Origin of the sequence: Marinicrinis lubricantis (assembly GCF_042658665.1) — a bacterium.
Lineage (GTDB): Bacteria > Bacillota > Bacilli > Paenibacillales > KCTC-33676 > Marinicrinis > Marinicrinis lubricantis.
Map to the genome: position 1 here is coordinate 124,063 of NZ_JBHSQV010000185.1, position 24,388 is coordinate 148,450.

Annotated in this window: 20 protein-coding genes and 1 pseudogene; 10 read left to right on the forward strand and 11 right to left on the reverse strand. The window is 45.4% G+C overall.

The genetic code is table 11. From position 1 onward, the window contains the following. Window positions 1–12: 12 nt before the first annotated feature. The 4 genes from ACFPXP_RS21125 to ACFPXP_RS21140 form a co-directional block, all read right to left on the reverse strand. Complete coding sequence (locus tag ACFPXP_RS21125) at window positions 13–5,184, reverse strand: 5'-nucleotidase C-terminal domain-containing protein (RefSeq protein WP_379896439.1); 5,172 nt, start codon at window positions 5,182–5,184, stop codon at window positions 13–15. A 146-nt stretch (window positions 5,185–5,330) separates the two neighbouring features. Continuing rightward, window positions 5,331–5,747 carry a DUF4386 domain-containing protein gene (locus tag ACFPXP_RS21130; RefSeq protein WP_379896440.1) on the reverse strand — a complete coding sequence of 139 codons (417 nt, stop codon included), beginning with the start codon at window positions 5,745–5,747 and terminating at the stop codon, window positions 5,331–5,333. A gap of 136 nt (window positions 5,748–5,883) precedes the next feature. Then, window positions 5,884–6,357, reverse strand: a complete 474-nt coding sequence (tnpA, locus tag ACFPXP_RS21135; RefSeq protein ID WP_379896441.1) for an IS200/IS605 family transposase — start codon at window positions 6,355–6,357, stop codon at window positions 5,884–5,886. A gap of 39 nt (window positions 6,358–6,396) precedes the next feature. After that, window positions 6,397–6,786 (reverse strand): DUF4386 domain-containing protein, encoded by a 390-nt coding sequence (locus ACFPXP_RS21140; RefSeq protein ID WP_379896442.1) that lies wholly within the window; start codon window positions 6,784–6,786, stop codon window positions 6,397–6,399. 93 nt (window positions 6,787–6,879) lie between these two features. Between ACFPXP_RS21140 and ACFPXP_RS21145 the strand changes: the two genes are divergently transcribed. Beyond that, complete coding sequence (locus tag ACFPXP_RS21145; protein WP_379896443.1) at window positions 6,880–7,749, forward strand: helix-turn-helix transcriptional regulator; 870 nt, start codon at window positions 6,880–6,882, stop codon at window positions 7,747–7,749. Window positions 7,750–7,995: 246 nt separating this feature from the next. Here the strand turns inward: ACFPXP_RS21145 and ACFPXP_RS21150 are convergent, their stop codons facing one another. The 6 genes from ACFPXP_RS21150 to ACFPXP_RS21175 form a co-directional block, all read right to left on the reverse strand. After that, window positions 7,996–8,223, reverse strand: coding sequence for a hypothetical protein (locus ACFPXP_RS21150; protein ID WP_379896444.1), 228 nt, complete (start codon window positions 8,221–8,223; stop codon window positions 7,996–7,998). A gap of 46 nt (window positions 8,224–8,269) precedes the next feature. After that, window positions 8,270–10,318, reverse strand: coding sequence for a methyl-accepting chemotaxis protein (locus ACFPXP_RS21155; RefSeq protein ID WP_379896445.1), 2,049 nt, complete (start codon window positions 10,316–10,318; stop codon window positions 8,270–8,272). Between the two features lie 334 nt (window positions 10,319–10,652). Continuing rightward, window positions 10,653–14,063: an Ig-like domain-containing protein gene (locus ACFPXP_RS21160; protein WP_379896446.1), complete on the reverse strand. Its 3,411-nt coding sequence runs from the start codon at window positions 14,061–14,063 to the stop codon at window positions 10,653–10,655. Between the two features lie 26 nt (window positions 14,064–14,089). After that, entirely contained in the window at window positions 14,090–14,869 is a 780-nt protein-coding gene (locus ACFPXP_RS21165; protein ID WP_379896447.1) for a hypothetical protein, read from the reverse strand. 524 nt (window positions 14,870–15,393) lie between these two features. Beyond that, complete coding sequence (locus ACFPXP_RS21170) at window positions 15,394–16,167, reverse strand: AAC(3) family N-acetyltransferase (protein WP_379896448.1); 774 nt, start codon at window positions 16,165–16,167, stop codon at window positions 15,394–15,396. A 227-nt stretch (window positions 16,168–16,394) separates the two neighbouring features. After that, window positions 16,395–17,534 carry a 5-methyltetrahydropteroyltriglutamate--homocysteine S-methyltransferase gene (locus ACFPXP_RS21175; protein ID WP_379896449.1) on the reverse strand — a complete coding sequence of 380 codons (1,140 nt, stop codon included), beginning with the start codon at window positions 17,532–17,534 and terminating at the stop codon, window positions 16,395–16,397. Between the two features lie 279 nt (window positions 17,535–17,813). On the opposite strand from ACFPXP_RS21175, the gene ACFPXP_RS21180 reads away from it, so the two are divergent. The 9 genes from ACFPXP_RS21180 (at window position 17,814) to ACFPXP_RS21220 (ending at window position 23,622) form a co-directional block, all read left to right on the forward strand. After that, complete coding sequence (locus ACFPXP_RS21180; RefSeq protein ID WP_379896450.1) at window positions 17,814–18,614, forward strand: aminoglycoside N(3)-acetyltransferase; 801 nt, start codon at window positions 17,814–17,816, stop codon at window positions 18,612–18,614. Window positions 18,615–19,125: 511 nt separating this feature from the next. Beyond that, entirely contained in the window at window positions 19,126–19,950 is an 825-nt protein-coding gene (locus ACFPXP_RS21185) for a LuxR C-terminal-related transcriptional regulator (protein ID WP_379896451.1), read from the forward strand. Between the two features lie 129 nt (window positions 19,951–20,079). After that, window positions 20,080–20,322 (forward strand): hypothetical protein, encoded by a 243-nt coding sequence (locus ACFPXP_RS21190; RefSeq protein ID WP_379896452.1) that lies wholly within the window; start codon window positions 20,080–20,082, stop codon window positions 20,320–20,322. A 34-nt stretch (window positions 20,323–20,356) separates the two neighbouring features. Further along, window positions 20,357–20,578 (forward strand): hypothetical protein, encoded by a 222-nt coding sequence (locus ACFPXP_RS21195; protein WP_379896453.1) that lies wholly within the window; start codon window positions 20,357–20,359, stop codon window positions 20,576–20,578. A gap of 33 nt (window positions 20,579–20,611) precedes the next feature. Further along, window positions 20,612–20,803: a hypothetical protein gene (locus ACFPXP_RS21200; protein ID WP_379896454.1), complete on the forward strand. Its 192-nt coding sequence runs from the start codon at window positions 20,612–20,614 to the stop codon at window positions 20,801–20,803. A 30-nt stretch (window positions 20,804–20,833) separates the two neighbouring features. Beyond that, on the forward strand, window positions 20,834–21,052 hold the full coding sequence (locus tag ACFPXP_RS21205; protein WP_379896455.1) for a hypothetical protein: 219 nt from the start codon (window positions 20,834–20,836) through the stop codon (window positions 21,050–21,052). 70 nt (window positions 21,053–21,122) lie between these two features. Then, a complete protein-coding gene (locus ACFPXP_RS21210) occupies window positions 21,123–22,043 on the forward strand; it encodes a S41 family peptidase (protein ID WP_379896457.1) in 921 nt (306 codons plus the stop codon). Between the two features lie 53 nt (window positions 22,044–22,096). After that, the gene (locus ACFPXP_RS21215; RefSeq protein ID WP_379896458.1) at window positions 22,097–22,693 is read left to right on the forward strand and encodes a DUF3267 domain-containing protein; all 597 of its coding nucleotides are present in this window, start codon (window positions 22,097–22,099) and stop codon (window positions 22,691–22,693) included. A 488-nt stretch (window positions 22,694–23,181) separates the two neighbouring features. Further along, a complete protein-coding gene (locus ACFPXP_RS21220; protein ID WP_379896459.1) occupies window positions 23,182–23,622 on the forward strand; it encodes a VOC family protein in 441 nt (146 codons plus the stop codon). Window positions 23,623–23,700: 78 nt separating this feature from the next. On the opposite strand, the pseudogene ACFPXP_RS21225 reads toward ACFPXP_RS21220, so the two are convergent. Continuing rightward, window positions 23,701–24,016 (reverse strand): annotated as a pseudogene (locus tag ACFPXP_RS21225) (MerR family transcriptional regulator); the annotation flags it as partial. Window positions 24,017–24,388 lie beyond the last annotated feature (372 nt).

The following is a 24,388-nucleotide window of genomic DNA, read 5'->3' on the forward strand; positions in this document are numbered from 1 at the left end:
GAACGTGTTCCGTCATCGCAGCAATGATTCCGGGAACACCACTACTTCGGACAACGGCCGCATACCGCTGAAGCTGTCCCATACAAAGACTTTCATCACATAACCATCGACATGCTTTGACAGACTGAATCCCGCAATCAGCGTTTCCGTCCCGCCTGCTCCAATTCGCTTCTCTACATAAGAAATGTTCCTTACGCTGCCATTCCCATCATAAAGAGCAACGATCAGAGAAGCCTGCTTGTCCTCACCTGTTCGGTTCGTCATCGCGACACTAGCCTTAATAAAGCCGTTCGGTGTGAGTGCCGTCACGGGTTCTCCGGCAAAGTTCGTAAAGGTTGGCGTTCCCATCTTGAAATCAGCAGCCGGTTCTTCGTCAGCCAGTACGAAATCTTCCATCCTTCTTGGCTTCAGTTCGTAGCTGCCGCTGTAAGGAAGGACGATGCCTGTAATGTGCAGGGTATCTCCTTCCGCGTAGGTCGAAGCAAATTCCTCATGGCTGATGCCTGTACGGCTGTCGACGTAAATCATCGTCGAACCATCACCTTTTACCGCCTGAAAGCTAAAGTTGCCGTAATTGTCTGCGCCAGAAATATTCGCCACAGAAACACTTTGCAGTGTCACCAGCTCATATTCCAAAGTACCATCCAACTCGCTCACGAGCTGCGGCACAGGATTTACCTGACCTTGCACTTCTAATGCCGCAATGCCATGAAGCTGCGGCGCACCTTGATACGTATTTTTCACCGACTTCAGCTTGACATGATCCCCGATGCTCACTCCAGGCTCATCATACGTATACACTTGGATCGCACCGGTTGCATCCTCCAAGTAAAAGCTGTGATTTGCTCCAAAACCGCCCGGAGTGCTTGTCACTACGCCTTCTACTGTAACCTCGGTATCGTCAGCAAGAAACTTCGCATCCGTAATGTCCATGACTTGTCCAAATTCCGAACCGCTTCCCTCCACTTCAGAGATCCGGCCTTCTGCTGTATAGCGAATCGGCTCATCAAAGCTTTTCACAAAGTTGACTAGCGCCTCAAGATCCTCAGTGCCCATCACTGGATTACTGCCCAGCTGCCCGATCGCTTTGTATTTATCTCCGGTAGACGTTGCCATATAATTGTTCACTGCCACCGTATACGTTGCGTCAGGATCAATCGGACTGCCGTCTGGAAGTGTCATATCCACCACAGCGACTGTCGAGCCATCCCATGTATATTTGAATCCACTGATGCTGAAATCCGGTCCATAATAGCCGTCTAATTGGGCGCCTACGATTTCTTTCAACTCACTTCCGGTCATCTCCAGTTTCATTAATACATTATTAAACGGCAAAATGTTGAACAGCTCTCCATATGTAATCTCACCGGCATTCAGACGATCGCGGATCCCTCCGCCATTCATCAGCGCAAAATCGCTGTCCATCGCCCAAGCCATGCTGTCTGCGATGAGATTGCCTAGTGCATTGTCGCCGATTTCGCCTTTAACGCCATAGCCGCCTTCCATCTCATGTGCTGCCACGCCAACGACTTCGTTTAGCAGCGGCGCTACTTGCTCTTCGTATTGGGCTAATATTTCGCTAACTTGTGGATCAGGCTGGATCTGTCCGTTATCTACCCAAATGATGTCGGCGCTCTTCTCTACGATATCCCCAGTAGTGGGATCAATCATGACATGCACATTGCTGAGCGCCTTGCCATATTCGGAGGCTTGTACAATCAAAGTATCGCCTGCAAATCCGTTCACAACTTGATGATTATGCGCTGCAAAAATGACATCCACATCCGCATCGATTTGATTTACATAATCTGCGGATTCCCCGGTAATGTTACCCAGCTCGTCCTGCTCTGCTGCGCTGTGAGCCAATACGATCATTGCATGTACGCCCTGTGCCTGCAGCTCTTCCACCGCATCGTTAATAGCTTGGGCCGGGTCCGTAAACGCAATATCTTGAATGCCTGCGGGCATCACCATGCCCGCAGCACCTTCCGTTACAACACCAATGAATCCAATCTTCTGTCCTTCCACTTCCTCAATCTCGTATGCCGGAAAAATGGTTTCTCCCGCACGATCACCTGATCTCCAAACCACATTGGCCGCTAACTGAGCGTTATTCATCCCTGCATAATCGCGTGTAACCTCAGCACCTGGATAATCACCGCCGTATGCCATTCGCAGCAGCTCCGTGGTGCCTTCGTCGAATTCATGGTTGCCCACGGTATTTACGGCCATATCCAAAACGTTCAAAATTTCAACCGTCGGTTCGTCTTGAAACAGCGCGGATACCGGTGAGCTTCCTCCAATCAAGTCACCTACACCTACGAATAGGACATCGGGGTTCGCATTTTGTCTCTCTCGAATATATGCTGCCATATACTCTGCTCCGCCGTACGTACCGTCAATAGACCCATCCCCATCGATATCCAGCTCATAGTGCTGATCGATTTTGCCGTGCAGATCATTGAGGCCGATCAGCTCTACTGCAACCCAATCCTCTTCTGAACCTGTATCGGACAAGGCGATATCCTCTGCGAAGCGAGGCTTCAACTGAAACGTGCCGTTATAGATACTGGATACACCGGTTAAATCCAGCACATCTCCTTCAGCATACTCAGCAGTAAAGGCATTATAGTCAACCCCTGTACGGTTATCGATGCGGACGAGCGTGCTGACATCGCCTTTCAACGCACGTAACTCAACCGTTCCATAATTGTCTGCCTTCACGATATTCGAAATCGTCACATCTTCCAATTTCACAATTTGACCTTGGTTGCTGGCATCCACCGTCGTCACGACCTTTGGTTCTGGCAGTGTTCCCGTTCCTATGACGCTGATCTCCGAAACGTTCGCCAATTCCAATTCCGTATTGTACAGCGTCACATCCCCTGTCACCTGTACACGCTGCCCCAACTGATATCCCTCTGAAGTTTGGTAAATATAAATACCGCCCGTATCATCCTGTAAATAGAATGCCTTTCCGCCCCAAGCTCCCGGTCTGGAAGTGATGGTCCCTTCTACCGTAACCGTTGTATTCACCGAATGCTGTCTCGCATCCGCAATGGAAATCACACCTGGAATAACTACGTTCCCCGGAGCGTCCTCACCCGAACCATAAGACCCTGGCGCAAAGGTGGCCGGATCATACCACTTGTAGCCGCCGCTTGGCGTCGACCACGGCTCTGGTTCCGGCTCGGTCGAATCGGCAGGATGCTCAAACCCCAACAGAGGCGTTACAGGGCTTAATGGGACCCGACCTTCAAAACTGGTATAGTCCTCCTGAACAGCCAACCATTTCACTACATTTAGCAGGAACTCGCTGTTGTCTCCCTCTTCTAGAAACCCATCATATGTCGTTTTATTTGAACCGCTGTCTTCCCGCAGGTATTTCGGCGTTGCGTCTTCAACCGGTGAGGAATCGCCGATAAACGCCGCTTTACCTAAGCCTACTTTCGAAATAGCAGCAAACGGTCCTTCATCCATACCTCCACCGTTATACACCCCTTGATCCACAGCGGGTCCCCATGCAGGCGGGTTCTCCGGCATGTACACCAGCCCTTTGGCGATCGTTGGATCGAGGATCGCCAGCGTACCCCCAGCGTGTGATTCTACGACCCCTACGCCTTCTGTAATTCCAAAGGATTCGCTTGGAGGAACGACGGTTTGCCCGCTCTCAATATCCCCCAGCGCATTGAACCGGAAGCGAATGCCAAAATGCGTGCCTAACCAATCCGTGCTCGTCACATTCTGCATCGCACCGGAGTTCGCTTCTTCTGCCGACATCCCTTTCGTCGGATCTCCGTATGCACCGCGGCGATACCCGTTGAACACCTCCGTGGAATCCCAACGGTTGTAGTTGCGGTCTGCATTATAGTGGTCGCCGATAAAGAAGATGCTTCCTCCGCCCTGCACATACTGCAGCATCGCATCTTGTTCAGAAACTTTAAACGGAATATTCGCTTCGCCTATAATGAATACGTCATATTCTTGAAGCTTCTCGAGCGTAATCGCTTGTTCGCTGAAATCAAACGGAAACTCGCGCTCAAGCTGATCCACAATAAAGCCTCCCGCTCTTAATCCATCCGCAAAGTCAGAAAATGCGCCGTCGATGATCCAGTCTGCCGCACCTGCTGTTTGACCGTGTGTATTGTCGAACAATACTTTTTTGCCGGAGCCTTCAGCAAGGGCCGGACTGATGTCATCTACTTTTGTCGGCTTGATCTCCAAGCTGTCGCCATAAGGCACGACCACACCTGTTACATTCACGACAAGTCCCTCAGCGACTTTGTCTTTAGTCAGGCCTGTCCGATTGTCTACGTAAATGAGAATTCGGCCATCTTCGCCGTTCGCATAGAAAGAATAGGATCCGTATGTGCCAATAACCGTAATATCGCTAACCGTCACCTTAGAGAGCTTCACTAACTGACCATAGACTTCACCCGTTACGGCTGCTGGAGTAAGGCCGATCGGAGCCGGAACGTTATCTATACCTACGATCTCAACAATTGGATCAACGATCTCTACTTCATTGCCATATGTCGTTTTTGTACCGGTCACCTTCACCTTGTCGCCAGGCTCAAGATCTACGCTGTTTTGATATAACAAGATGCCCGCTGTATCATCTTGAACATATACGCTTTTACTGCCGAATGCGCCGGACGGGGTCGTCACGACCCCATTAATCACCACAGGTTCGCCATCATTCAGCGCCCGTGCCTCTGCGATAGAGATGACATGGGGATCCGTGACATCTTGGACAAATTCAATCGCTGTCGGGCTTTTTAGTCCTGGTATGGCGAAGTAGGGCTCCAGACTTCCTGTAATCCTAACCTTTTTTCCGATGTTGTCAGGGTTCGTTTGAAGACCGAAATCTGCGCGATAACTACTTGTCAGCTGAATCGGAAGCATTTTACTTGTGTCTTGTTCATCCGCCGCGTCGGCAATGACCATATTCGTATTCCCGGAAGCGGACTTCGTTACCATAAATGGGGATGATCCTCCTCCGCTTCCGTAACCCACAATGTACCCTTCGACCGTACCGCTGCCGCTATTGTTTGCGATGGCCTCAGCGACCGTCATGGCATCGCCGGCAGCCGATACTTGGTATGGAGCAAGCATGAGGAAATTAGAGAATACTAGCGTGATGCCTAAGAAGAGTGCCATCCACTTCCTTTTCATCTGCTTCATCGAATCATATCCTCCCAACCTTTTATCTTTCTTCCAAATTATAGCTAATGGGATTCTATGAAGCTTCTATTCCATGTAAAAATGGATTGAAAGTTTTGTAAAGCCGGACAAAATAAAGACACTCTCACGGAGTGCCGATCACAAGATTAACTTCTTCTTAGTCGTTCAAGATTCTGTTTAGAAAATCCTTTTACTATGAGCCAGACGGCCAAACTCATTTCATAGACTGCCACCGGAAGCGCAATGATTCCTTTAGCTGTTGACATCGGTTCTACGATCTCAAACATGTCTAATAAACCGGCTATGATTACCAGTACAGCCGTGATCATCCCAAAAAGTGCTAATCCTCTTGGCACGATACCCGTTCTAAACAGCAAATAACTATAAAGGAATGTGTTTAAGCCTAACATGAAGTTCGGTCCCAACATAAATGTCCACCGATGAAAAGCTTGCAGCAGGAAACCTGCAGTGTTCAGTGCTTCTTCACCTGCCAAACTTCCTGCTTGATACTCTATACTTAGATGCAATAAGCCTAATATGCCGACTGCCCCAATGGCAATCATAACCACCCGTCCAACGGGTGGTTTGCTCTTCGGGTATAACCCTCTGTTGCCAAACTGCGCCTAAAGACGCCAGCCTGACAACAAAGTTGTTCAGGCTCAGTGTAATTTGTCACCTTCACTTACCCGTTAAACGGGTTTATTTCTTTTTGCTCCTATTGCTGATAAACGGATCCTCGTATTCTTTTACACTCAACTTATCTATTGCCTGGTCGTGTGCTTCTTGTTCACGAATATACTTTGCTACTGTTGCTTCATTTAGACCTACTGTACTTACGTAATAGCCTTCTGCCCAAAATTTCCGATTCCCATATTTGTATTTGAGTTGTGCATGCTTTTCAAAGATCATTAGCGAACTTTTACCCTTCAGATATCCCATGAACGATGACACCGATATCTTTGGTGGAATCGCCACCAGCATATGTACATGATCTGGCATCATATGACCTTCTAGAATCTCCACCCCCTTGTACTTACATAGACGTTTGAATATCTCGATCAAATCTCTTCTCACTTGATTATAGATCTCTTTCCTTCTATACTTCGGGGTGAACACGATGTGGTACTTGCACATCCATTTCGTGTGGGCTAGGCTGTAATTCTTGTTTGCCATCTAAGACCATTCCTTTCATTGAGCCTGAACATCTCAATTTTATCGGAATGGCCTTGGTGGTAAAACCCTCGATCCCTCCACCCGCATAGCGGGTGGTTTTTTGTTTCGCGCGTTGCACGCACTCAACAGGCTAAAGCCTATAATAAAAACGGCCTCCATAAAACGAAAGCAAAGGTACCCTAAAGCAGCGTGCTCATTCCAGCGTCTTAGATAAGGAAACAGCATCACCGCCGTTCCAATGGCTGACACAATGAGCAAAAGATCATGCACTACACCGATCAGTACTTTTGTTTTCGCCCCATCAGCCGCGGCCAGATACCACTCTTCTGACAAAACAGGTTCATAAAGAACGACGGCTATGATCGAAGTGACCGCCGCTGTAATATAAAATAATCCTATGATCATTCCATTCATTCGATCTCGCGTCATAAGCTTAACCTCCGTGATATATCATTTTTTCAATTTACATATGTTATACTAATCCTGAATCAGCTTTATAAACTATGGTGAGAGGGACTTATTATGGACCATTATGAAATCATAGAGCATGCATTGATCCATATCGAGGACAATTTACAGCATCCCATATCGGTGGATTCTGTTGCGGATACCTTCCATATGTCCAAATACTATTTTCATAGACTTTTTTCTGCCATGATGGGCTGTTCATTAAACCAATACATATTATCCAGAAGATTAAATGCATCATTGGGGTTCATTCAAGACAGCAGCTTAGCACTAACCGATATTGCATATCAGCTTAATTTTGGGACGCAATCCTCTTTTACCCGCGCATTCAAGCGTAAATACCGCATCTCCCCAAGCTCCTTAAGGCAGGGACAAATGACGATTCCTCAAAGCCCCATCCCTTCCGTGGTTAAGAGACCTGTGAAAAATCTTAATGGTGATATTGTCACCGAGTTCACCCTAACGAAACTGGAATCCATCCGAGTAAGCGGTATAGCCTTTGAAGTAGATCTAGCATCGGATGATTACAAGACGAAGATTCGCTCCCATGCTCAGATGCTATTAAATCAAATGGATGAAACGATACATGGTTCATGCTATATGATTTATTCCAATTGTCAGCCGGGTTCAACCCGCTTTAAGGCGCTGTTCGGTATTCCACGCGACATCCAGATCGATGAACCTTATTTTTTCACTGTAGATGTCCCCCAACTCTTTTGTGCCAAATTCAAGTATTTCGGTGATCTTCTAGAGATTGGAGATGTTCTCAAAACGGATTATGCAAGATTCTTAAAGATCTCCAAGCAGGAAACGGAAGATTCACATATCGAGCTCATTCAAGCTTTTGATGATATTCACAATCTGGAATCTGCCTATCACATCTATGCACCAATCAAAAAGCTTCCTATCGATTCCGAGATTTAATTTCGCATAAGTTTCATTATTCTCTCCCTTTGCTCCCTTCGTTTATATTTGCCGATGAGCATAATGTAACAAAAGCCGGTCGAAGTTGACTTTCCAATTCTTGCTGTAATTTGTGGTAACAAAAGAACACCTCTCTTGTTGTTCTGGAGGTGAACTTCCCCCTCCACTCCTAACATCTGCAATCCAGCCTAAAAAAACAACCATTGACGACTTCCCATGTCATCAATGGTTGTTTGAGTAGCTAGATTATTTATCAATGAGGTCGGTCACTTTCAGCATTCTTGCAATGAGTGCCGCGACTTCAGCACGCGTCATTTGCGCTTTCTGACTTAGAACCTCAGGTCCGTTGCCTTGAATAATTCCCGTATAGATCAATTTCGCAGCATTTTGGCCCAATTCGATACGTCTGCCCCATCCGAATATTGAGCCAGTGCCAAAGCGATCTGCTTCAGCTAGGACCCCCGGTTTACGCATATTTCACAGTTTCCTTTGGCTTTCTTCATCGATATCCGTTATGAATTTAGAGCTTAAACTTCGATGCGGCCTGGGCCAATTCTTCGGTCAGAGCATCGATCGTTTGAACCATTCCCGCAAGCTGTTGAACCATCGCCGATTGTTCTTCCATCGTTGCGGTCACTTCCTCAACCGAAGCAGATACCTCTTCCCCTGTTGCAGACAGGCTTTGTGCCGAGCCCATGACATCATCCTTATCTTGCTCCATTTCCATCACACGTTCCGCCATTTCGCCAATTTGTTGAGCGATTTGTGAAACATTCGAGAAAATCGTTTGGAACGATTCTTTTGTGTTTTCTACATACTGATCTTGAAGGGTTGAGATTTGTTGGATTTCAGCTACACTCTGATTATTCTCCGTCACAAAAGATAGATTCTGCATAATGATATCTTTAATATCCTGGGATTGCTTCGTGCTTTGTTCAGCGAGCTTACGAATCTCAGATGCGACTACCGCAAAGCCTCTTCCATGTTCTCCCGCTCTTGCGGCCTCAATCGAAGCGTTTAATGCAAGTAAATTCGTTTGATTCGCAATATCCGCGATCGCCCCTGTAATGGTTCCGATATCATCTGAGCTTTGCTTCAACTTGCCCGTAATTTCAGCGATCTTCTGAACCTCTGCTTCATTCTTGTTTTTCACTTGGATCAGGTTTTCGATCACGGAATGACTTTGATGGAAGACCTCTATAATACTTTCAGCTTGCTCCTTGATTTTGTCCGTTCTCTCTCTCAAGGTTACAAACTGTTCACCAAAACCATAAAATTTATCTACGATCTGATCCGTATCTTTGGACTGTGTCTCCATCGCTCTGGCAATTTCGGTACTTGTTGTTGTCGTTTCTGTAACAGATACCGCGGTTTGTTTTGCCGTTTTATCTAACTCATTCGTGCTCGCATTCAATACGTTAATCGATTGATTCATTCTAGTGATTAAAGCTTTGTTGTTCTCCGCCATCACATTGAAACGATCTGCTAGTTGTTTAAATTCACTCTTATACTTACCATCGGCTACGACCGTTAAGTCCCCTTGAGCCAAGGTACCGAATAGGTCATTTAGTTTCCGTATCGGACTTGTAATGGTTCTAGAAATTCCGATCCCCGCTGCAATCGCCAGAACAATCGCAGCGAAAGTAATGATCAGCAAACTTTTTACCATGTCTTGTACAGGCTGGTAAATGGAATCATAAGGCTCCAACACACTTACCGTAATATCTGCATCAGGAATTTTGGTGAAGCTCACATAACTATCTTCAAGATCTACTTCACCTTGAATCGGTTCACCTATCGCTCTTTCTTGAAGAAATAATTGAATACCCTCTTCCGCGATTTGTTCTCCTACACTCTCCGTATTTTCCGAATCATAAAGAACAACTCCCGAGCGGCTCAGTATGGTTATATTTCCATCTGTTTGTACTCGTTCAAGCTGATTGACGAAGAAAGAAGCATCTACAGTCGCACTAAACATACCGATGATCTGTCCATTATGATCAGCAATTGGTTCTGTCATCGGCATAACGATTTTTCCTGTGCTTTTTGAAACCAGCGCATCGCTAATAAACGGCTTTCCTTTCATCGTTTCCTGGAAATACTCGCGGTCAGCTCGGTCTCCTTTAATGTCGTCGGGAGAAGAGGAGGCTACAATCATCCCTTTTGCATCGATAATCTGAAATGCTGTTATCCCCATTGTCTTATCCAGATTCGCCTTTAAAATTCGATTGCTCTTATCTACTAATTCATGATGATTTGAAAAAAACTGATCATCGCTCATTGCCTCCGAAGCCCTTAGCTCAAGCAACGATTTAAACTCATCGTGGTTGGAAGTAACTGATATTAATTGCTTCATCGATATAATCGAGCCCATTAACGTCTCACCAATCAAATTGCCGTTTGAAGTCAATGTCTGTTTGCTTTCTTTAAGCAATAAATCAGAATTCGATTGATATAAAAATACGCTCGTTCCAGAAAGGATGAATACCATCAATAACGAAATGTAAAGCGGAAGCTTTACTTTGAGAGAGATATCTTTCTTAAAGATTTTGAACTTCGTTTTCTGCATGTCGTTTCTCGCTCCTAGAATGAAATGATTTTGAAAGTGAAAACTTGCTTATGTATGTAAAAAATCATTAACGATGATTTCATTTTTTCATTCCATGTTCATAATTCATATTATAAATCCGGATATAGCTGAAAATCAACGAAAAATAAGGAATTATGTCGAATAATGTTGTCGATAACCGTCGAATTCTTTATATTCCTTCTTTTTCATGCAAAAACAATACGAAATCTGCTCTGCTCGGCAATCATATCTCCGACTATGCAAATGCTGCCTAATAAAAAACAACCATTGAAGACGTCCCACCATGTCATCAATGGTTGTTTGAGTTACTAGATTATTTATCAATGAGGTCGGTCACTTTCAGCATCCTTGCAATGAGTGCCGCTACTTCAGCACGCGTCATTTGCGCTTTCGGACTTAGAACCTCAGGTCCATTACCTTGAATAATCCCCGCATGGATCAATTGCGCAACATCTGCTTTCGCCCAATTCGATACATCTGCCCCATCCGAATATTGATCCAGTGCCAAAGCGATCTGCTCCTGATCAGGTGCTCCCTCGGATTGAACCAGGCGGTACGCACGGGCGATCATCGCGAAACCTTGCTCTCTCGTGATTTGCTGATCTCCTCTGAAATGACCGTCACTATACCCCTCAACGATGGTAAATTCATCCGCTATCGCTACCGAATCTTTGTACCATGCAGAAGTCGGCACATCGGAGAAATTCGTCTGCGGTGCATCCTGGTTCATCAAGTCCAGACCCAATACGACGATTTCGGCAAATTCAGAACGTGTAACAATGCGATTCGGCGAAAACGTATTATCACCGTTTCCTTGAAGATCAAGTCTAGCCGCAATATTGTTGATATCTTCTCTGCCCCAGTGGCTTCTCACATCATCGAAATCCTGCGGATTCCAAATAACCGAGTACGTGCCGCTGCTGCGCAGATCATTAATGAGTGCATAGTAACGAGAATCGAGCTTCGTCACAACCGTCGGCACATGGTATACGCTGCCGTCAGGATTAACGATAACGCCTGTCGTGATCCGGTTCGGATCGATGCCTTCCGGAAGCGCGATATATTTCGGCGCATAACCGTTCAGCTGTTCCGATTTTACCGTTTTTCCATCTTTCGTAAAAGTCAGATCCAGATCGACCGGAGTCACCAACAGTTCGTAGCCTTGTTCGATCGCATTACTCTTCGCACTTTCGATCAAAGCATCCGAAGATCTCGCAATTGCGACATGTACTGCAATATCGTTAAGCGCAGCGTCATCCAACTGCTTGGACACTCCACCCAAATCCATTTTGCCGCTAGGTATCGGATAAATCGCCAGCGGGTTACTAATGTTCAGATTCGTGCCTGTGTCAGCCATTTGTTTTAGGGCATCTGCCATCAGACCGTCGACTTGTAAATTCCCCTCGTTTGGCGAGTGAATCGCTAGTTTCTGTTCGTTAGCACCTGCTAGAATACTAGAAAGCTTGTCTGGATCTACGGTAACTGTGGTTCCCGTTTGTGTCGCGGTACCTGATGCGAACGAAGCACTGGAATCATTGACCGTTGAAACAATATCTTCCGGACTTTCGCTCGGAGTCCACGGTATCACGATACCTCCACCAGAATTGGATGCTCTTGTTACCGTCAAAGTATATTCTTTAACATTTCCGTCTTGACCCGTCACTTTCACGATAATCGTGTTACTGCCAACATTCAACGCTAGATAGTCGCTGGTATTACCGCTGGTCACTTCCTGCCAGCTTCCGTCTATCCCTCGAATCTCAATTTTGGCATTTGAGTCAAATACAGTTGGTGTTAATTGTAGCTGATTTACCCTATTCGCTACACTCATCGTATAGGAATCTCGGTTCGGATCAAAAGACGGACTAAGGCTTCCTACGGATGGTACCAACGATTGTAATTTGTTGTCTGCAATGACGGCAAGACGATCGATTTCAATCGTATACTGGTTTAGTAATTCCCCATTTTTGTCCTTAACCGTAACGACGATCGTGTTCTTGCCATCTCTCAGCGGTAAGTTATCCCATTGGCCAACTGGAACTTCTGTATCGTTCAAGCTTACTGCCACAGTCGTATCGTTCGGGTAAAGAGCCGACGGATTGATACTGATGCCATACACATCGCTCGTTACCGTTCCGGAATAATGATTGTATTGATTCGGATCGAATTCTGGGCTAAGCGTAATCGCTTGTTCGCCATCATCCGTCAGACCGACCAGATTCAGTTCTTGCAGCTCCCCGTTCAGTTTCACAAGATCCAACTCCGCCTGCTGCAGAGTGGCCAGTGCCTGATCCACTGCTTCTTGCGCTGCATTCGGATCGTTAAATACGTCTACCGCTTCTTCAAGCGCTCGGCTTAGGTTTGCCCAGCTTTCTATGGTGTAGTCGGAATCGGTCCATTCACCGGCAGTGATCTTGCCTTGGATCTCATCTATTTTCTGTTTAAGAGCGGTTTTGTCAACATTCTCCACAGTAAAGTTTTTGCTTACTGGTGTTGACGTCTTACCGTCTTTGCTTGCTGTAATTTCAACATTATAACTGCCATCCGGCAAATCTGCATCCGGTGCTACGTTCCAGCTTCCATTCTCGTCTGCGGTTGCTGTGAGTGTAATTTCCTCTGTAATTTTTACCGTTACCGTTGCCCCAGGTGTCGCTGTACCTGAAAACTCCGGCTTCCCAGTAAATACTTTATCTCCGGATGGTTGATCGAGCTCTACCGTTGGTAGAGTTGTGTCTACCACTAAGTTCTTCGACACTGGAGTTGAAGTTCTACCGTCTTTGCTTGCTGTAATTTCAACATTATAACTGCCATCCGGCAAATCTGCATCCGGTGCTACGCTCCAGCTGCCGTTCTCATCCGCGGTTGCAGTCAGCGTAATTTCGTCTGTAATTTTCACCGTTACCGTTGCTCCAGGTGTCGCTGTACCTGAAAACTCCGGCTTTCCAGTGAACACGGTATTTCCGGATGGTTGTTCAAGCTCGACCATGACCGTTGTATCTATTTCTAAGTTTTTGTTTACTGTCGTTGAGGTTTTACCGTCTTTAGTCGCCGTGATTACAATGTTGTAAGTGTCATCCTGCAAATCTGTATCCGGTGCTACGCTCCAACTGCCGTTCTCATCCGCGGTTGCAGTCAGCGTGATTTCGTCTGTAATTTGTACCGTAACCGTTGCTCCAGGTGTCGCTGTACCTGTGAACTCCGGCTTCCCGGTGAACACTTTGTCTCCAGACGGCTGTGTAAGCTCTACCGACGGTGGTGTTGTGTCTACTATTAAGTTCTTTGATTCAGGTGTTGATGTTTTACCGTCTTGGTTGGTCGCCGTAACTTCAATACCATATGTACCATCCGCCAAATCCGCATCCGGCATTACGCTCCAGTCACCATTCTCGTCTGCAATTGCAGTAAGAGTAAACTCTTCTTCACCATGTGTGAGCTTTACCGTTACCGTTGCTCCAGGTGTCGCTGTACCAGCAAATTCTGGCTTCCCGATGAATACTTTATCTTCGGACGGTGTTGTAAGATCGACCGTAGGCAGGGATTTCCACACCAAAGCATCACCTTCACCATAAGCCGCATAAAGCGACGGATCGTTGTCAGCAATCAGATTGTCCAGACCCGCTAAACCTACTGCGTCTGCTTCTCCAAACTTCCCCCCCTCAATCATACGCCCATTCGCAGTAATACCCGCTTGTCCGGTAAAATTACCGCTTAGAGTAAGGATCATAGTACCTAAAAGATTAATGTTTCGGTCTACTGGTTGACCAGATACTTCAATCGTATTCCCCGTGATGCGTGCGTCGCCGGAAAGAGAGAACTCACCTCCCTGGAGATCAACTCCCCCCCACCGCTATTGTCTATCACTTTGCCACCAGTCATATTGAATGTGCCACTAGCAATATAGATCGCATTTTTAATCGAAGAACCCGCAGATCCACTAAACTTATTGTCTGTAATTACTCCGCCCGACATTTCTATAACGGCATCACTGCCACTTAGATAAAGTGCGGTTCCACCATATATCGAGTTATTATTACGTAAAATAGTGCCTTCCTCAATGACTAGAGTTGAAGAAACATTAATTATTCTTCCGTTGGACTGATACGTTTCGCCCTTGCCGTCAAAGATAATGTTTTTTAGAGTAAGCTGTCCACCGCTCTTTATATCAATAAGCGTGCCTACTCCACTACCACCTGTCCCTCCACGTTGAATCACAGCAAGTTCTGTAGATTCAGGGGCAGTAGTGATCGTAATGTTCTTGCCCTTGTCAAAAACAAGGAATCTTCCGTTACCATCCTCCAATAATGTGATATCGTCCTTGATATATATGGTTCCCCCGGTATTAACTTCTGCATAGGCCTTGCTCAATGTAGCATAAGGATTCTCCAGGGTTCCATCACCAGTGGTGTCATCGCCACCGCTAGCTACATAAACATCCGAAGATGCAGCATAGCTGACAGGAGTTCCGAAGCTAAACCCCATGCCCGTGAAGACAAGCGCAAAAACCAAAAACATCATTACAATTTTCTGCAAACTCTTGTTGCTACTTAGCAATTCAATTCATTCCCTTCTGAGCTTTGTTTATTTTTCACTGCTCTTATGTGAACCGGCCTTTTTCCTTTCATTTTTACTTTTCAACTGCTTTGTCAGGTTCACACAAGCTGCAGTATTTGACTGGTAGAAAACCGGTAAGGTTTGCTGACAGTCTGACATCATCGGACATGTTTCAACATTTTGTGATTATAGCAATGAAATCTCTACAAAAACTCTACAACATCTATACAACGGGAAAGGCCAAGAAATGTTCAATATGTTGTAAAGAGGATATACGAGAAAACGCAAAGCGGAAGTTGTTACATTTTCCCTTCTTCCATGACTCCCGCACGCAAGCACTCCATGGGAGTGCTTTTTTAGATCAAGCTAAATATGTTCTTAGTCATCATACGAGCAGCGGTTGGTCCGCTTTGGAACTGATAATACTAATCGTTACGAATCTATAGACTGTTTTCGCTAGAACCAAATCATTAACTTGGGATTTTTTCATGGTCACTGAACGTTCAACTTGTAAAGGAATTTACAATAGGTTCATTATCCGAGAACAAATCTGGATTGTCCTTCAGCATGTCGGTTAGAACGTTCGCCACCCCCGCGGCATCGCAAACCCTTACAACCGCATCGCCAAGCTGGCCCTTATACATTGCCCCCTTTCTTTCCAGGACCCCGTCGACTTTCCAAAAATGCTGCGACCAAGACAATCCGCAATGTCTGCGTGAAGGTACGGGTATCTCCGTTCCATCCGGCAAAACGGTATATAGCATTTCGTGATCATCTGTCATTCTGCCCGGAATGTCCGCCCACTCTTCTACGCCATGGATGAATGTATTGCGTCTTAAATCAACCCCAACCAGCAAGATGGTCGCCTTTCGATCCAGCAGCTTCCCCCAAGCAGAGCCCCTCGCGCATGGCGTATCGAAAAGGTGGTCACCTGTCGTGAACTCGATTGCATCTCTACCCCAAGCCGCCACCGAATGGGTGGGATGCAGCGATCGGACCACACCAGGCCGCTTTCGGAAAAGCTCGGTTAGTATCCCCACGTTGGAAGGGGACTTGTCCACATCAAATTTTGGATTCTCCGCATTAATATATTTCCAGGTATGGGTTGGAAACACCAACAACCCGTCCTTCATATATTCAGTAAATGCATCCAGGACGGTGTCTGCTCCGCCCTCTACCTGCCCCATGCTTTTCATCGAAGAATGGATCAGCAAGGTGCCCTCTGGGTCAATGCCTAGCCTCTCTAATTGCTCTATTAAACTTTCTTTCGTATGCATATGCTTCCCCCCTCCCAATTTGTGTATTCTTCACTGATGATGAATCCATGTCGATAGCTTTTTCTTTATAGGATATATTACACGGCCGTTAGGCCCATTCCTGCTAATGAAAAGGCAAAGTGTGACAAATAGGAGAACGCTGCGGAAATACATATAGAAACCTCCCATCAGGCCTTATCAATTTTGATTGACCCAATGAGAGGTTTGTTTGAATGAATAATTTCCCTTTATTCCCAGATTTCATCGGCAATTTCTTTAATAAAAGCAAGCTTACGCCATTGCTGTTCCTCTGTCAGGTGATTTCCTTCTTCTGTTGAAGCGAAGCCGCATTGCGGGCTGAGGCAAATCCGGTTCAGATCGACATATTGCGTGGCTTCCTCGATCCGCTTCAAAATATCTTCCTTACTTTCCAGCTCTCCAAATTTGGAAGAGAACAGTCCAAGTACGACCTGCTGATTATTCTTCAGGAAGCGAAGCGGCTTGAAATCGCCTGCGCGCTCTGTATCAAACTCCAGATAGTAGCCGGAGTAGTTATCGATACCAAGAAGTGTTTGCGCAATCGGCTCGTAGCCGCCGCCGACGCCAGCATAAGTTGAAACATAGTTGCCGCGGCACACATGTGTCGTTACAACGAGATCCTCCGGCAAATCGGATACAACTGCCTCGTTCAGCTTTGCGAATTCTTTCGCATATTCGGCTACGCTCACGCCGGCCTGCTCCATGATGGCCATAAACTGCTCATCGCATAGCGCTCCCCACGTGCAATCGTCGAATTGAATGCTGCGGCATCCCGCTTCGTAGAAGGCTAGAATCGCTGCTTTATACGCTTTGGCAATATCCGAAACTAGCTCTTCCCTATTCGGATATACGGCCTTCGTACTCTCCTGATTTTCTGCTCGGTCCAGTTCAAACAGAAACTGAGCCGCCGCCGGAACCGATTGACGTGCTATGACATCCTCGCCTGCAGCTTCTTTCAAAAATGCATAATGCGGAACAAAAGGATGGCTGCTGCAGCTTATTTTGCCAGTCAAACGGGCTGTTTCAGGTCTAGACTCAGCACCTTGAAATTGGTAGCCTTGATCAATGATTGTCCGTTCTACTCCGTCGAAGCCCCAAAAAAAATCCAGATGCCACCAGGAACGACGGAATTCGCCATCGGTTACAGCTTGAAGGCCAATCTCCTTTTGTTTCTGTACGAGCTTAATGATTTCGGCGTCCTCTACTTCCTTCAACTGCTTGGCCGTAATTTCACCGTTACTGAATTTTAATCGAGCCTCTTTCAACACGCTTGGCCGCAGGAAGCTGCCTACGATATCATATCGAAATGGGGTAACCGTTCGCTTTTTCGGTTTGATTTGAGTGTTCATCGGTTTTCTCTCCTCTTTGTCATCATTTGATATATTCAATATAGCAGATGGAACCTGATATAACGTCTTACCAATAAGTTATATCTGGTTATAGTGTTTAACTATAACTAGAAGAGTTTCTTGAATAGATGTAAAATATTGTATACCGATTCGTGAGCGAACGAGCTTCGGATGCTGTACGATTTTAATCAAAGGGCACTGTATCTCTATGCAAGAGACAACCCCGCTGCTTATATGTAGCGGGGTTTTTTCTATATTTCATACAAGGGGATGGATAAGTTGAATCAATTTGAAACTAGAGCAATACTAACGAAGGAAGACCTGATCACCCAATTCCGAGCATGCGGTTTACAAGAAGGACAAGTTATATTCGTTCATGCTTCTTTAAGCAAGCTGGGATTTGTTGTCGGAGGAGCCGAGACACTCATTCGTGCCCTGCTTGAAATTGTCGGGGCTGAGGGGACTTTGGTCATGCCCACACAAACATGGAAGAATCTCGATCCTGCCACAGGTGTACACTGGGAGGAGCCTGTAGAATGGTGGCCGGTCATCAGAGCGCATTGGCCAGCTTATGACAAAGACATTACTCCTTCGATTGGAATGGGTGCCGCTGCCGAGATGCTCCGTACGTGGCCAGGGGCCAGGAGGTCCGATCATCCTGCGCGTTCGGTCACGGCCGTCGGCAGGCATGCGGAGTATATTACGGAAAACCACGATTTATGTAATATATTCGGTGATGGGTCACCGCTCGATAAAGTGTATCAATTACATGGTTATATCCTATTAATTGGCGTAGGGTATGACAAGAACACCTCCTTGCACTTGGCGGAAACTCGTGCGGGTTTCCCTGGGAAAACGTTCGTTGAAGAGAGCAGTGCCGTCATGACCGATGGCAGGCGGGAATGGATCACTTACAAAACCCAAGCGGTTGACGATCGAGACTTTATCCAATTGGGCCAGCAGTATGAACTGGAAATGAACATACCCATTTACAAGGTTGGGGGTGCCGAGGTGAGATTCCTAGAGCAGCGTCCCTTCGCAGACTGGTCCGTAAAGTGGATGGAGCACAACCGTGTATAGCCCAATGATTGTCTAATACATCGACAGGACACCTGCATGAGATCAAGGAATGGATTATTATTCCAAAACTTGTTCTGTTCACCGGTGGATTGTACATGGACCTTTTTTATTTCCTTATGTATACTTACATAAAGGCCGCATTTTTGCGGCCGTTCATACCTCTACATACAACCCACATAGATTTACGAAGACGAAGATTCCTGCCTAAGAAAGCGGATTCTGTTTAGAAATTGAGCCCGCTCTGGGAATTGAATACCCCCAACATGTGTTTTTAGCTCATTCAATCTTATAAAACTTCCACATTACATAATGGCAAGCCGAAATTAAAAAGCTTCTATTTTTCGCATTATTCTATTCTGGATGGACCCTATTAAACAATAGACCATAATATGCTGCATGAAGTGAGGTGAGGCTTATCTAACTAACACCTTTGTATCAAGCTGCATCCAATGACTCTACTTCTGAGACCACGAAGATGACGTGAGCCACAAATGCTGTAAGGAGGCCAATCATGTCTGTTTTCACATTGAATCCATACATATACAATAAATACTGGATCGGACTGGAGGACATTGCTGCTTCTCATTTGGATGCATGGGGAGAAACCGTCATGAAAAATGCAATTGACCCAACATCCCCCCTCGTACCATATCGGCATCCGATAACTCTATGGGAAACATCAATCAAAAGACATCGTACGCTGCTGCGGTTTGTGAGCCAAGAAATTTCTGTATTTGCCCCAACCATACTTAAGCCTCATTTTTATATGCTGACTGACACTACAGGGATGATGCTTCGGACATATGGAAACTCGGTTATTCTCGAGAAGCTGGTCAGCATCGGCATGCTGGAGGGCGCTTCATTTCAACTCGAGCATGCAGGGATTAACGCAGTGGCTGCTTCCATACATACTGGACATATCAGCGTGGTTCGTGGAGAAGAACATACCTTACATATTTTTTCGGACTGGATGTGCATTTGCGGCCCGATCACAAATGGCGCCCGAATTGTGGGATACTTAGATTTTTCCATGCATAAAGATGAGGATGCATCTTTAGCTGCCGCGATTTTATACAGAATCATTTCTGACATTGAAAAAAGACTGCAGTATTTTGACGACACAATGAATGCAAGAAAACATAAGCTGACTCAATACAGCCTAACTCCCCGCGAAGCAGAGGTTGCTGCACGGTGGCTAGCTAATAACACCACGGCGCAGATCGCAGCCGATTTGTTTATTTCAGAAGAGACCGTACGGACATACATTAAAAAAATTTATAAAAAGACAGGTTCGAATGGGAAAGGAGCATTTTTGCAGAAATTTCTGCTTTCTTAAATTAATTTTTACCTTAAATTACCTAATTTGGGGTATAGAGGTTTATTAGTAAACTTTATATAATCACATTGCACGATATTTTCTTACTATCCCATATTAATTTTGCGAATGGCGGAAAGGGGGGTAACCATGGAGGAAATGAAGTTTATTGAATTGTCCGAACTCGAAACCCGCGAAACCACTGGCGGAGCCATTTGGGGAGTCATTGCGGGTGCGGCTGTAGGCTACCTTGTTTATGAACTGGCGGACACCGTTGTCGAGAGGTACACAGGAGATACGATTCCAGAGCACGTTTCTAACGGGATCGGTTATGGAATTGAAAAAATCGGAGAAGGACTTCAGCACGCAGGAAATTTCATCTCTGGTAGATAAGGTTAAATTCTCGTATCCGAACGGAGGGTAAACGATGAATCAGCTGGAACAATTTCAGTCGCTTGAGACAAATGAGATGCAGGACATTAACGGCGGCATCGGCTTTTTAGCGGGGGTGGGAATAGGCTTTGTGACTACAGTCGTAGTAGCGGGTGTGAATGAGGCTGTTAAAGATGCAACCGGCAAAGATATTTTTGATCATGCGGTAGACGGAGCTGAAGCTGCATGGGATACGGTTTCAGGATGGTTCAATTAAGGTAAGCCATTTGAATCCTATGGAGGGGTAACAATGACGCAATTTTTGGAACTGAATGAGGCTGAAATGGTTGACACCAATGGCGGAGGCATTTGGGCCGTTGCGGGAGCATTTGTGGTAGGTATCATTGTGGATGAGGTTGTCGAGCGCACCACAGGATCCGATATTGCGACACATGTAGGAAACGGTCTTAAGGCTGCAGGAGAATGGATTTCTGGAAATTAGAATGGAATGACTGAAGGGAGTACGAGCGGTATGAAAACAAACGGATTTTCTGAGTTGAATGAGCTCGAAATGCTTGACACCAATGGCGGAGGGATCTGGGCCGTTGCGGGAGCATTTGTTGTGGGCATCATTGCAAATGAAGTCGTAGAAAGAACGACAGGCTCCGATATTCCTACCCACATCGGCGATGGTCTTAGCTACATAGGCGGGAAATTGAACGAGCTCGGCGAAAAAATTCAATTTAACTAATCAAACAAATGGCGGCAGGGAACAGGAGAAATCGGTTTCCTGCTGCTTATTCAACAAGGGGATAGTTACTGTGCGCAAAAAGAAGTGGTTAAAAAATACATTGGCCGTATTGCTCGGCGTGTCCTTAGCATTCCTTGGCTCGTATTATTGGGACACTCGAAATGACAAATTAATTCAATTGCGTAGCGATCTTACTGATCATTATTATAATCAAGATCAACTGCAATCGTTGATGGAGGAAACGCTGGGCAAAGGATATTCCGGCGACTTGGAGAAAGATTTTGATCATTTTGTAATTTCACTCGTGATGGAGAAGCTTAGTGAGAAGGAAGACGAAAAATTCCAGCGGTATAATGATTTTATGTCGAAGGACAGATTAGAAACGATGAGCGAAAGCAGGAAACAATCCGTCCATCAAATCCAGGGTGAACCCTTGGATGACGAGAGTTACTATATCAAGCTGAGCAGCTTTGTGGACGGGGAAACCTATGACCGTTTCAGCGATCTTTTGGATGAAGCTAAGCCATACAAACGGATCCTGATTGATTTGAGAGATAACAGCGGCGGTCATTTCAATGATTATAGAAAAATATCCGAGCTCTTTCTTAGTGAAGGAAAGGTCATATATAGACTGACGAACTCAGAGGGCGAAACTATATTCAAGTCAAAGGAAAGCAAGGATGACCTCCACTTTGATGAAATCGTCCTTTGGGTGAATCAAAATACAGCCAGCGTTGCTGAGCTGTTTGTCCTGTCTCTAAAGGAAAACCTTGACCATGCCACGGTCATCGGAACTCCTACTTACGGCAAACCATTCTCCTATGCATTGCGGGAATTTCGCGACGGTTCGGGTTACATCTTCATTACGAATCAAATGGCAGGACCGAGCGGCAATCCCATTCCTACGGATGGAATTAGTCCAGACATCATCATGGAACAGGATGATCCGAGACTTGTATTAAAATCACTTGCTGAGGCGAAGCAAGAATAATCCTGCTCCTCGATATACGAATTGTACGATGGCGAAAATGGAGGGACCGAAATATGCCATTCATTATCGGCAAAGTGTACGAGAACGAACATTTCACTCCCGAATTAGAGGGGTGGACTCGGATGGACGACGGCAATATCCTCAAAGATCAACTAAAGGCGCTGCCGATCGCACTTATGACAGTTGTCGTAATGACCTTAATCTACAGAGCATACGAAATTGAAATGGGAGATTCCCTTCTAGTATTGTTGGCGTTATTTATAATCATCGTTCCGCTGCATGAATTCATTCACGCCTTTTTCCTGCCAGACTCGCTGCGATCAGATAAGGTATTTTTCGGATTATACCCAAAAGGGATGGCTTTCTATGTTCATTATGAAGGCGGCCTTTCAAAGACTAGATTTCTTGTTGTCATGATAGCGCCATTTGTCATATTATCCATTGTTCCGATGATCATCTTGATCGTATTTGACTTGCATATCAGTTATATCGCTAGAATGTCGGTGTTGAATGGACTGTTAGCCTGTGTTGATCTATTAGGTTTTTCCACCATCGTAAGGAAGATTCCAAGGAACGCGACCATCCGCAACAAAGGCTCCAAAACGTACTGGAAAGTGCAGGAGATTCGCAATTTTGAATCTGGAGCTTGAATGTGCTGTCAGCTTGCTTAAATATCTCAATTAGGCAGTTGGTTATACTCCATTACATATCGAACCAGTTTAGATTTCATAAAAAAGAGAAAAGTAACACTCCCATACAGCGAAATGACGGAAAACAGCACCAGGGACGAAATCCGACTATGGCTAGATCAATATGCCATGAAAGAGTCCATAAAGGAAGCCCTCCAAGCCTTGGAGGAAACCAACAAAACAGCAGTTGTACTCTATTATTTAAGTGATTGGACTCAGTATCTCATATGGATGACCTGCGGTCTCAATTGTACAGCAACGGCGTCATCACTGAACCCATACAGACGAACGAACTATACGGCAAGTCTTTTGCATTTTATGATCCTGATAAAAATAAATTTCTTGCAGTGGAAAATGAGTAAAAAAACTTGTTGGCTTGCGACGGATTTAGCGAAATTCAATCATCTATATATCGAAAAGACCTACAAACAAGTGAAAGGTGGAAACAGGTGGAAGAAAGAGACGCATTAAAGCAGCAACAAATGCTGCAAAAACCTGTGCTAAAGAAGGTTCACTGCAACTACTTGCCAGTATCTAATCTGGAGGCTACTACAAAGTGGTATCAGGAGATTTTTGGATTACAAGTTCGAAAATGTGACCCGGATGAAGGCTCAATCCTGATCTTAGGAGACGGGCAATGGTTGTTCCTGCTAGAAAGCAATGAAAAAAGAACAGCGAACTTTATGACCCATCAGTGGGAAGGTAAGGCGTATGAAATGTTCTCCTTGACATTCGAAGTTGAGAACATTGTAGAGCTTCATAAAAAAATGCGCGAACATAAAGTCGAAGTTGAACCGTTGGTGGATCACGGCAGCTGTGGACTGCAGTTCAAATTTAAAGATCCCGACGGAAATAAGTTCAACGTATGGCAGGATCCGATGACCCTATGAACAAAGACAAGCTCTTCCCTATAAGTGAAGAGCTTGTCTTTTTTTTATTCGCTGAGAAGGCTGTTCAACCGATCACTAGGATACATTCTGGAGCTGTTCAAGGAGTTTCTTCTGCAGCTTGATTTGTTCCTTGATCCGAGCTATTTGACGATCTCCAGCGGGCTGAACTGTTCGCCGCTCAGAACGTACTTGATTTCTTCCAGGGTTAAGCCCAGCTCCTTCAACGACAAAAAATTGGCTGCAAGCGTGACAGGTCGTATTCATTGTAAAGCCTGTGACCAGACTCTGTCTGACCGGATGGCGTGAACAAGCCGATTTGATCGTAATACCTCAAAGTTCGTATAGTGAGACCCGTCAGTTTGGCAAGGTCCCCCACCTTCCAATGTCGTCTTATAAGGAACTCCTTCGTTAGCGCTAACTGTTTACCGGTAATTTAAGTATATAAAAGATAACGTTACGTAAGGTGCAAGAAAAATTTAATTTGGGCTCTATTAATCTTAAATGTTGATTTTCCGCTCAAAAAAGACACCTCATAAAAGGGTTTCCTCAATTTTTTTCCGACTAACAACCTTTTGTCATTGATAACTATTATTAATGGAAATTTTGAAACAGGGAGATGGTTATTATTATTGTTGATAATGATGCTAGACTTTAAATTGGACACGGAGAACCGAGAGTGCGACAATAAAAGCATTCATAATCGAGGTGTCCGAAATGACGAAAAAGTACGACAAGGAATTCAAACTTCAAACCGTAAGACTCATCC

Bases quoted from the DNA above. Each gene is read 5' to 3' on its own strand.
- ACFPXP_RS21125 (WP_379896439.1), bottom strand. From the start codon at position 5,184: ATGAAGCAGATGAAAAGGAAGTGGATGGCACTCTTCTTAGGCATCACG.
- ACFPXP_RS21130 (WP_379896440.1), bottom strand. From the start codon at position 5,747: ATGATTGCCATTGGGGCAGTCGGCATATTAGGCTTATTGCATCTAAGT.
- tnpA (WP_379896441.1), bottom strand. From the start codon at position 6,357: ATGGCAAACAAGAATTACAGCCTAGCCCACACGAAATGGATGTGCAAG.
- ACFPXP_RS21140 (WP_379896442.1), bottom strand. From the start codon at position 6,786: ATGACGCGAGATCGAATGAATGGAATGATCATAGGATTATTTTATATT.
- ACFPXP_RS21145 (WP_379896443.1), top strand. From the start codon at position 6,880: ATGGACCATTATGAAATCATAGAGCATGCATTGATCCATATCGAGGAC.
- ACFPXP_RS21150 (WP_379896444.1), bottom strand. From the start codon at position 8,223: ATGCGTAAACCGGGGGTCCTAGCTGAAGCAGATCGCTTTGGCACTGGC.
- ACFPXP_RS21155 (WP_379896445.1), bottom strand. From the start codon at position 10,318: ATGCAGAAAACGAAGTTCAAAATCTTTAAGAAAGATATCTCTCTCAAA.
- ACFPXP_RS21160 (WP_379896446.1), bottom strand. From the start codon at position 14,063: ATGATCCTTACTCTAAGCGGTAATTTTACCGGACAAGCGGGTATTACT.
- ACFPXP_RS21170 (WP_379896448.1), bottom strand. From the start codon at position 16,167: ATGCATACGAAAGAAAGTTTAATAGAGCAATTAGAGAGGCTAGGCATT.
- ACFPXP_RS21175 (WP_379896449.1), bottom strand. From the start codon at position 17,534: ATGAACACTCAAATCAAACCGAAAAAGCGAACGGTTACCCCATTTCGA.
- ACFPXP_RS21185 (WP_379896451.1), top strand. From the start codon at position 19,126: ATGTCTGTTTTCACATTGAATCCATACATATACAATAAATACTGGATC.
- ACFPXP_RS21190 (WP_379896452.1), top strand. From the start codon at position 20,080: ATGGAGGAAATGAAGTTTATTGAATTGTCCGAACTCGAAACCCGCGAA.
- ACFPXP_RS21195 (WP_379896453.1), top strand. From the start codon at position 20,357: ATGAATCAGCTGGAACAATTTCAGTCGCTTGAGACAAATGAGATGCAG.
- ACFPXP_RS21200 (WP_379896454.1), top strand. From the start codon at position 20,612: ATGACGCAATTTTTGGAACTGAATGAGGCTGAAATGGTTGACACCAAT.
- ACFPXP_RS21205 (WP_379896455.1), top strand. From the start codon at position 20,834: ATGAAAACAAACGGATTTTCTGAGTTGAATGAGCTCGAAATGCTTGAC.
- ACFPXP_RS21215 (WP_379896458.1), top strand. From the start codon at position 22,097: ATGCCATTCATTATCGGCAAAGTGTACGAGAACGAACATTTCACTCCC.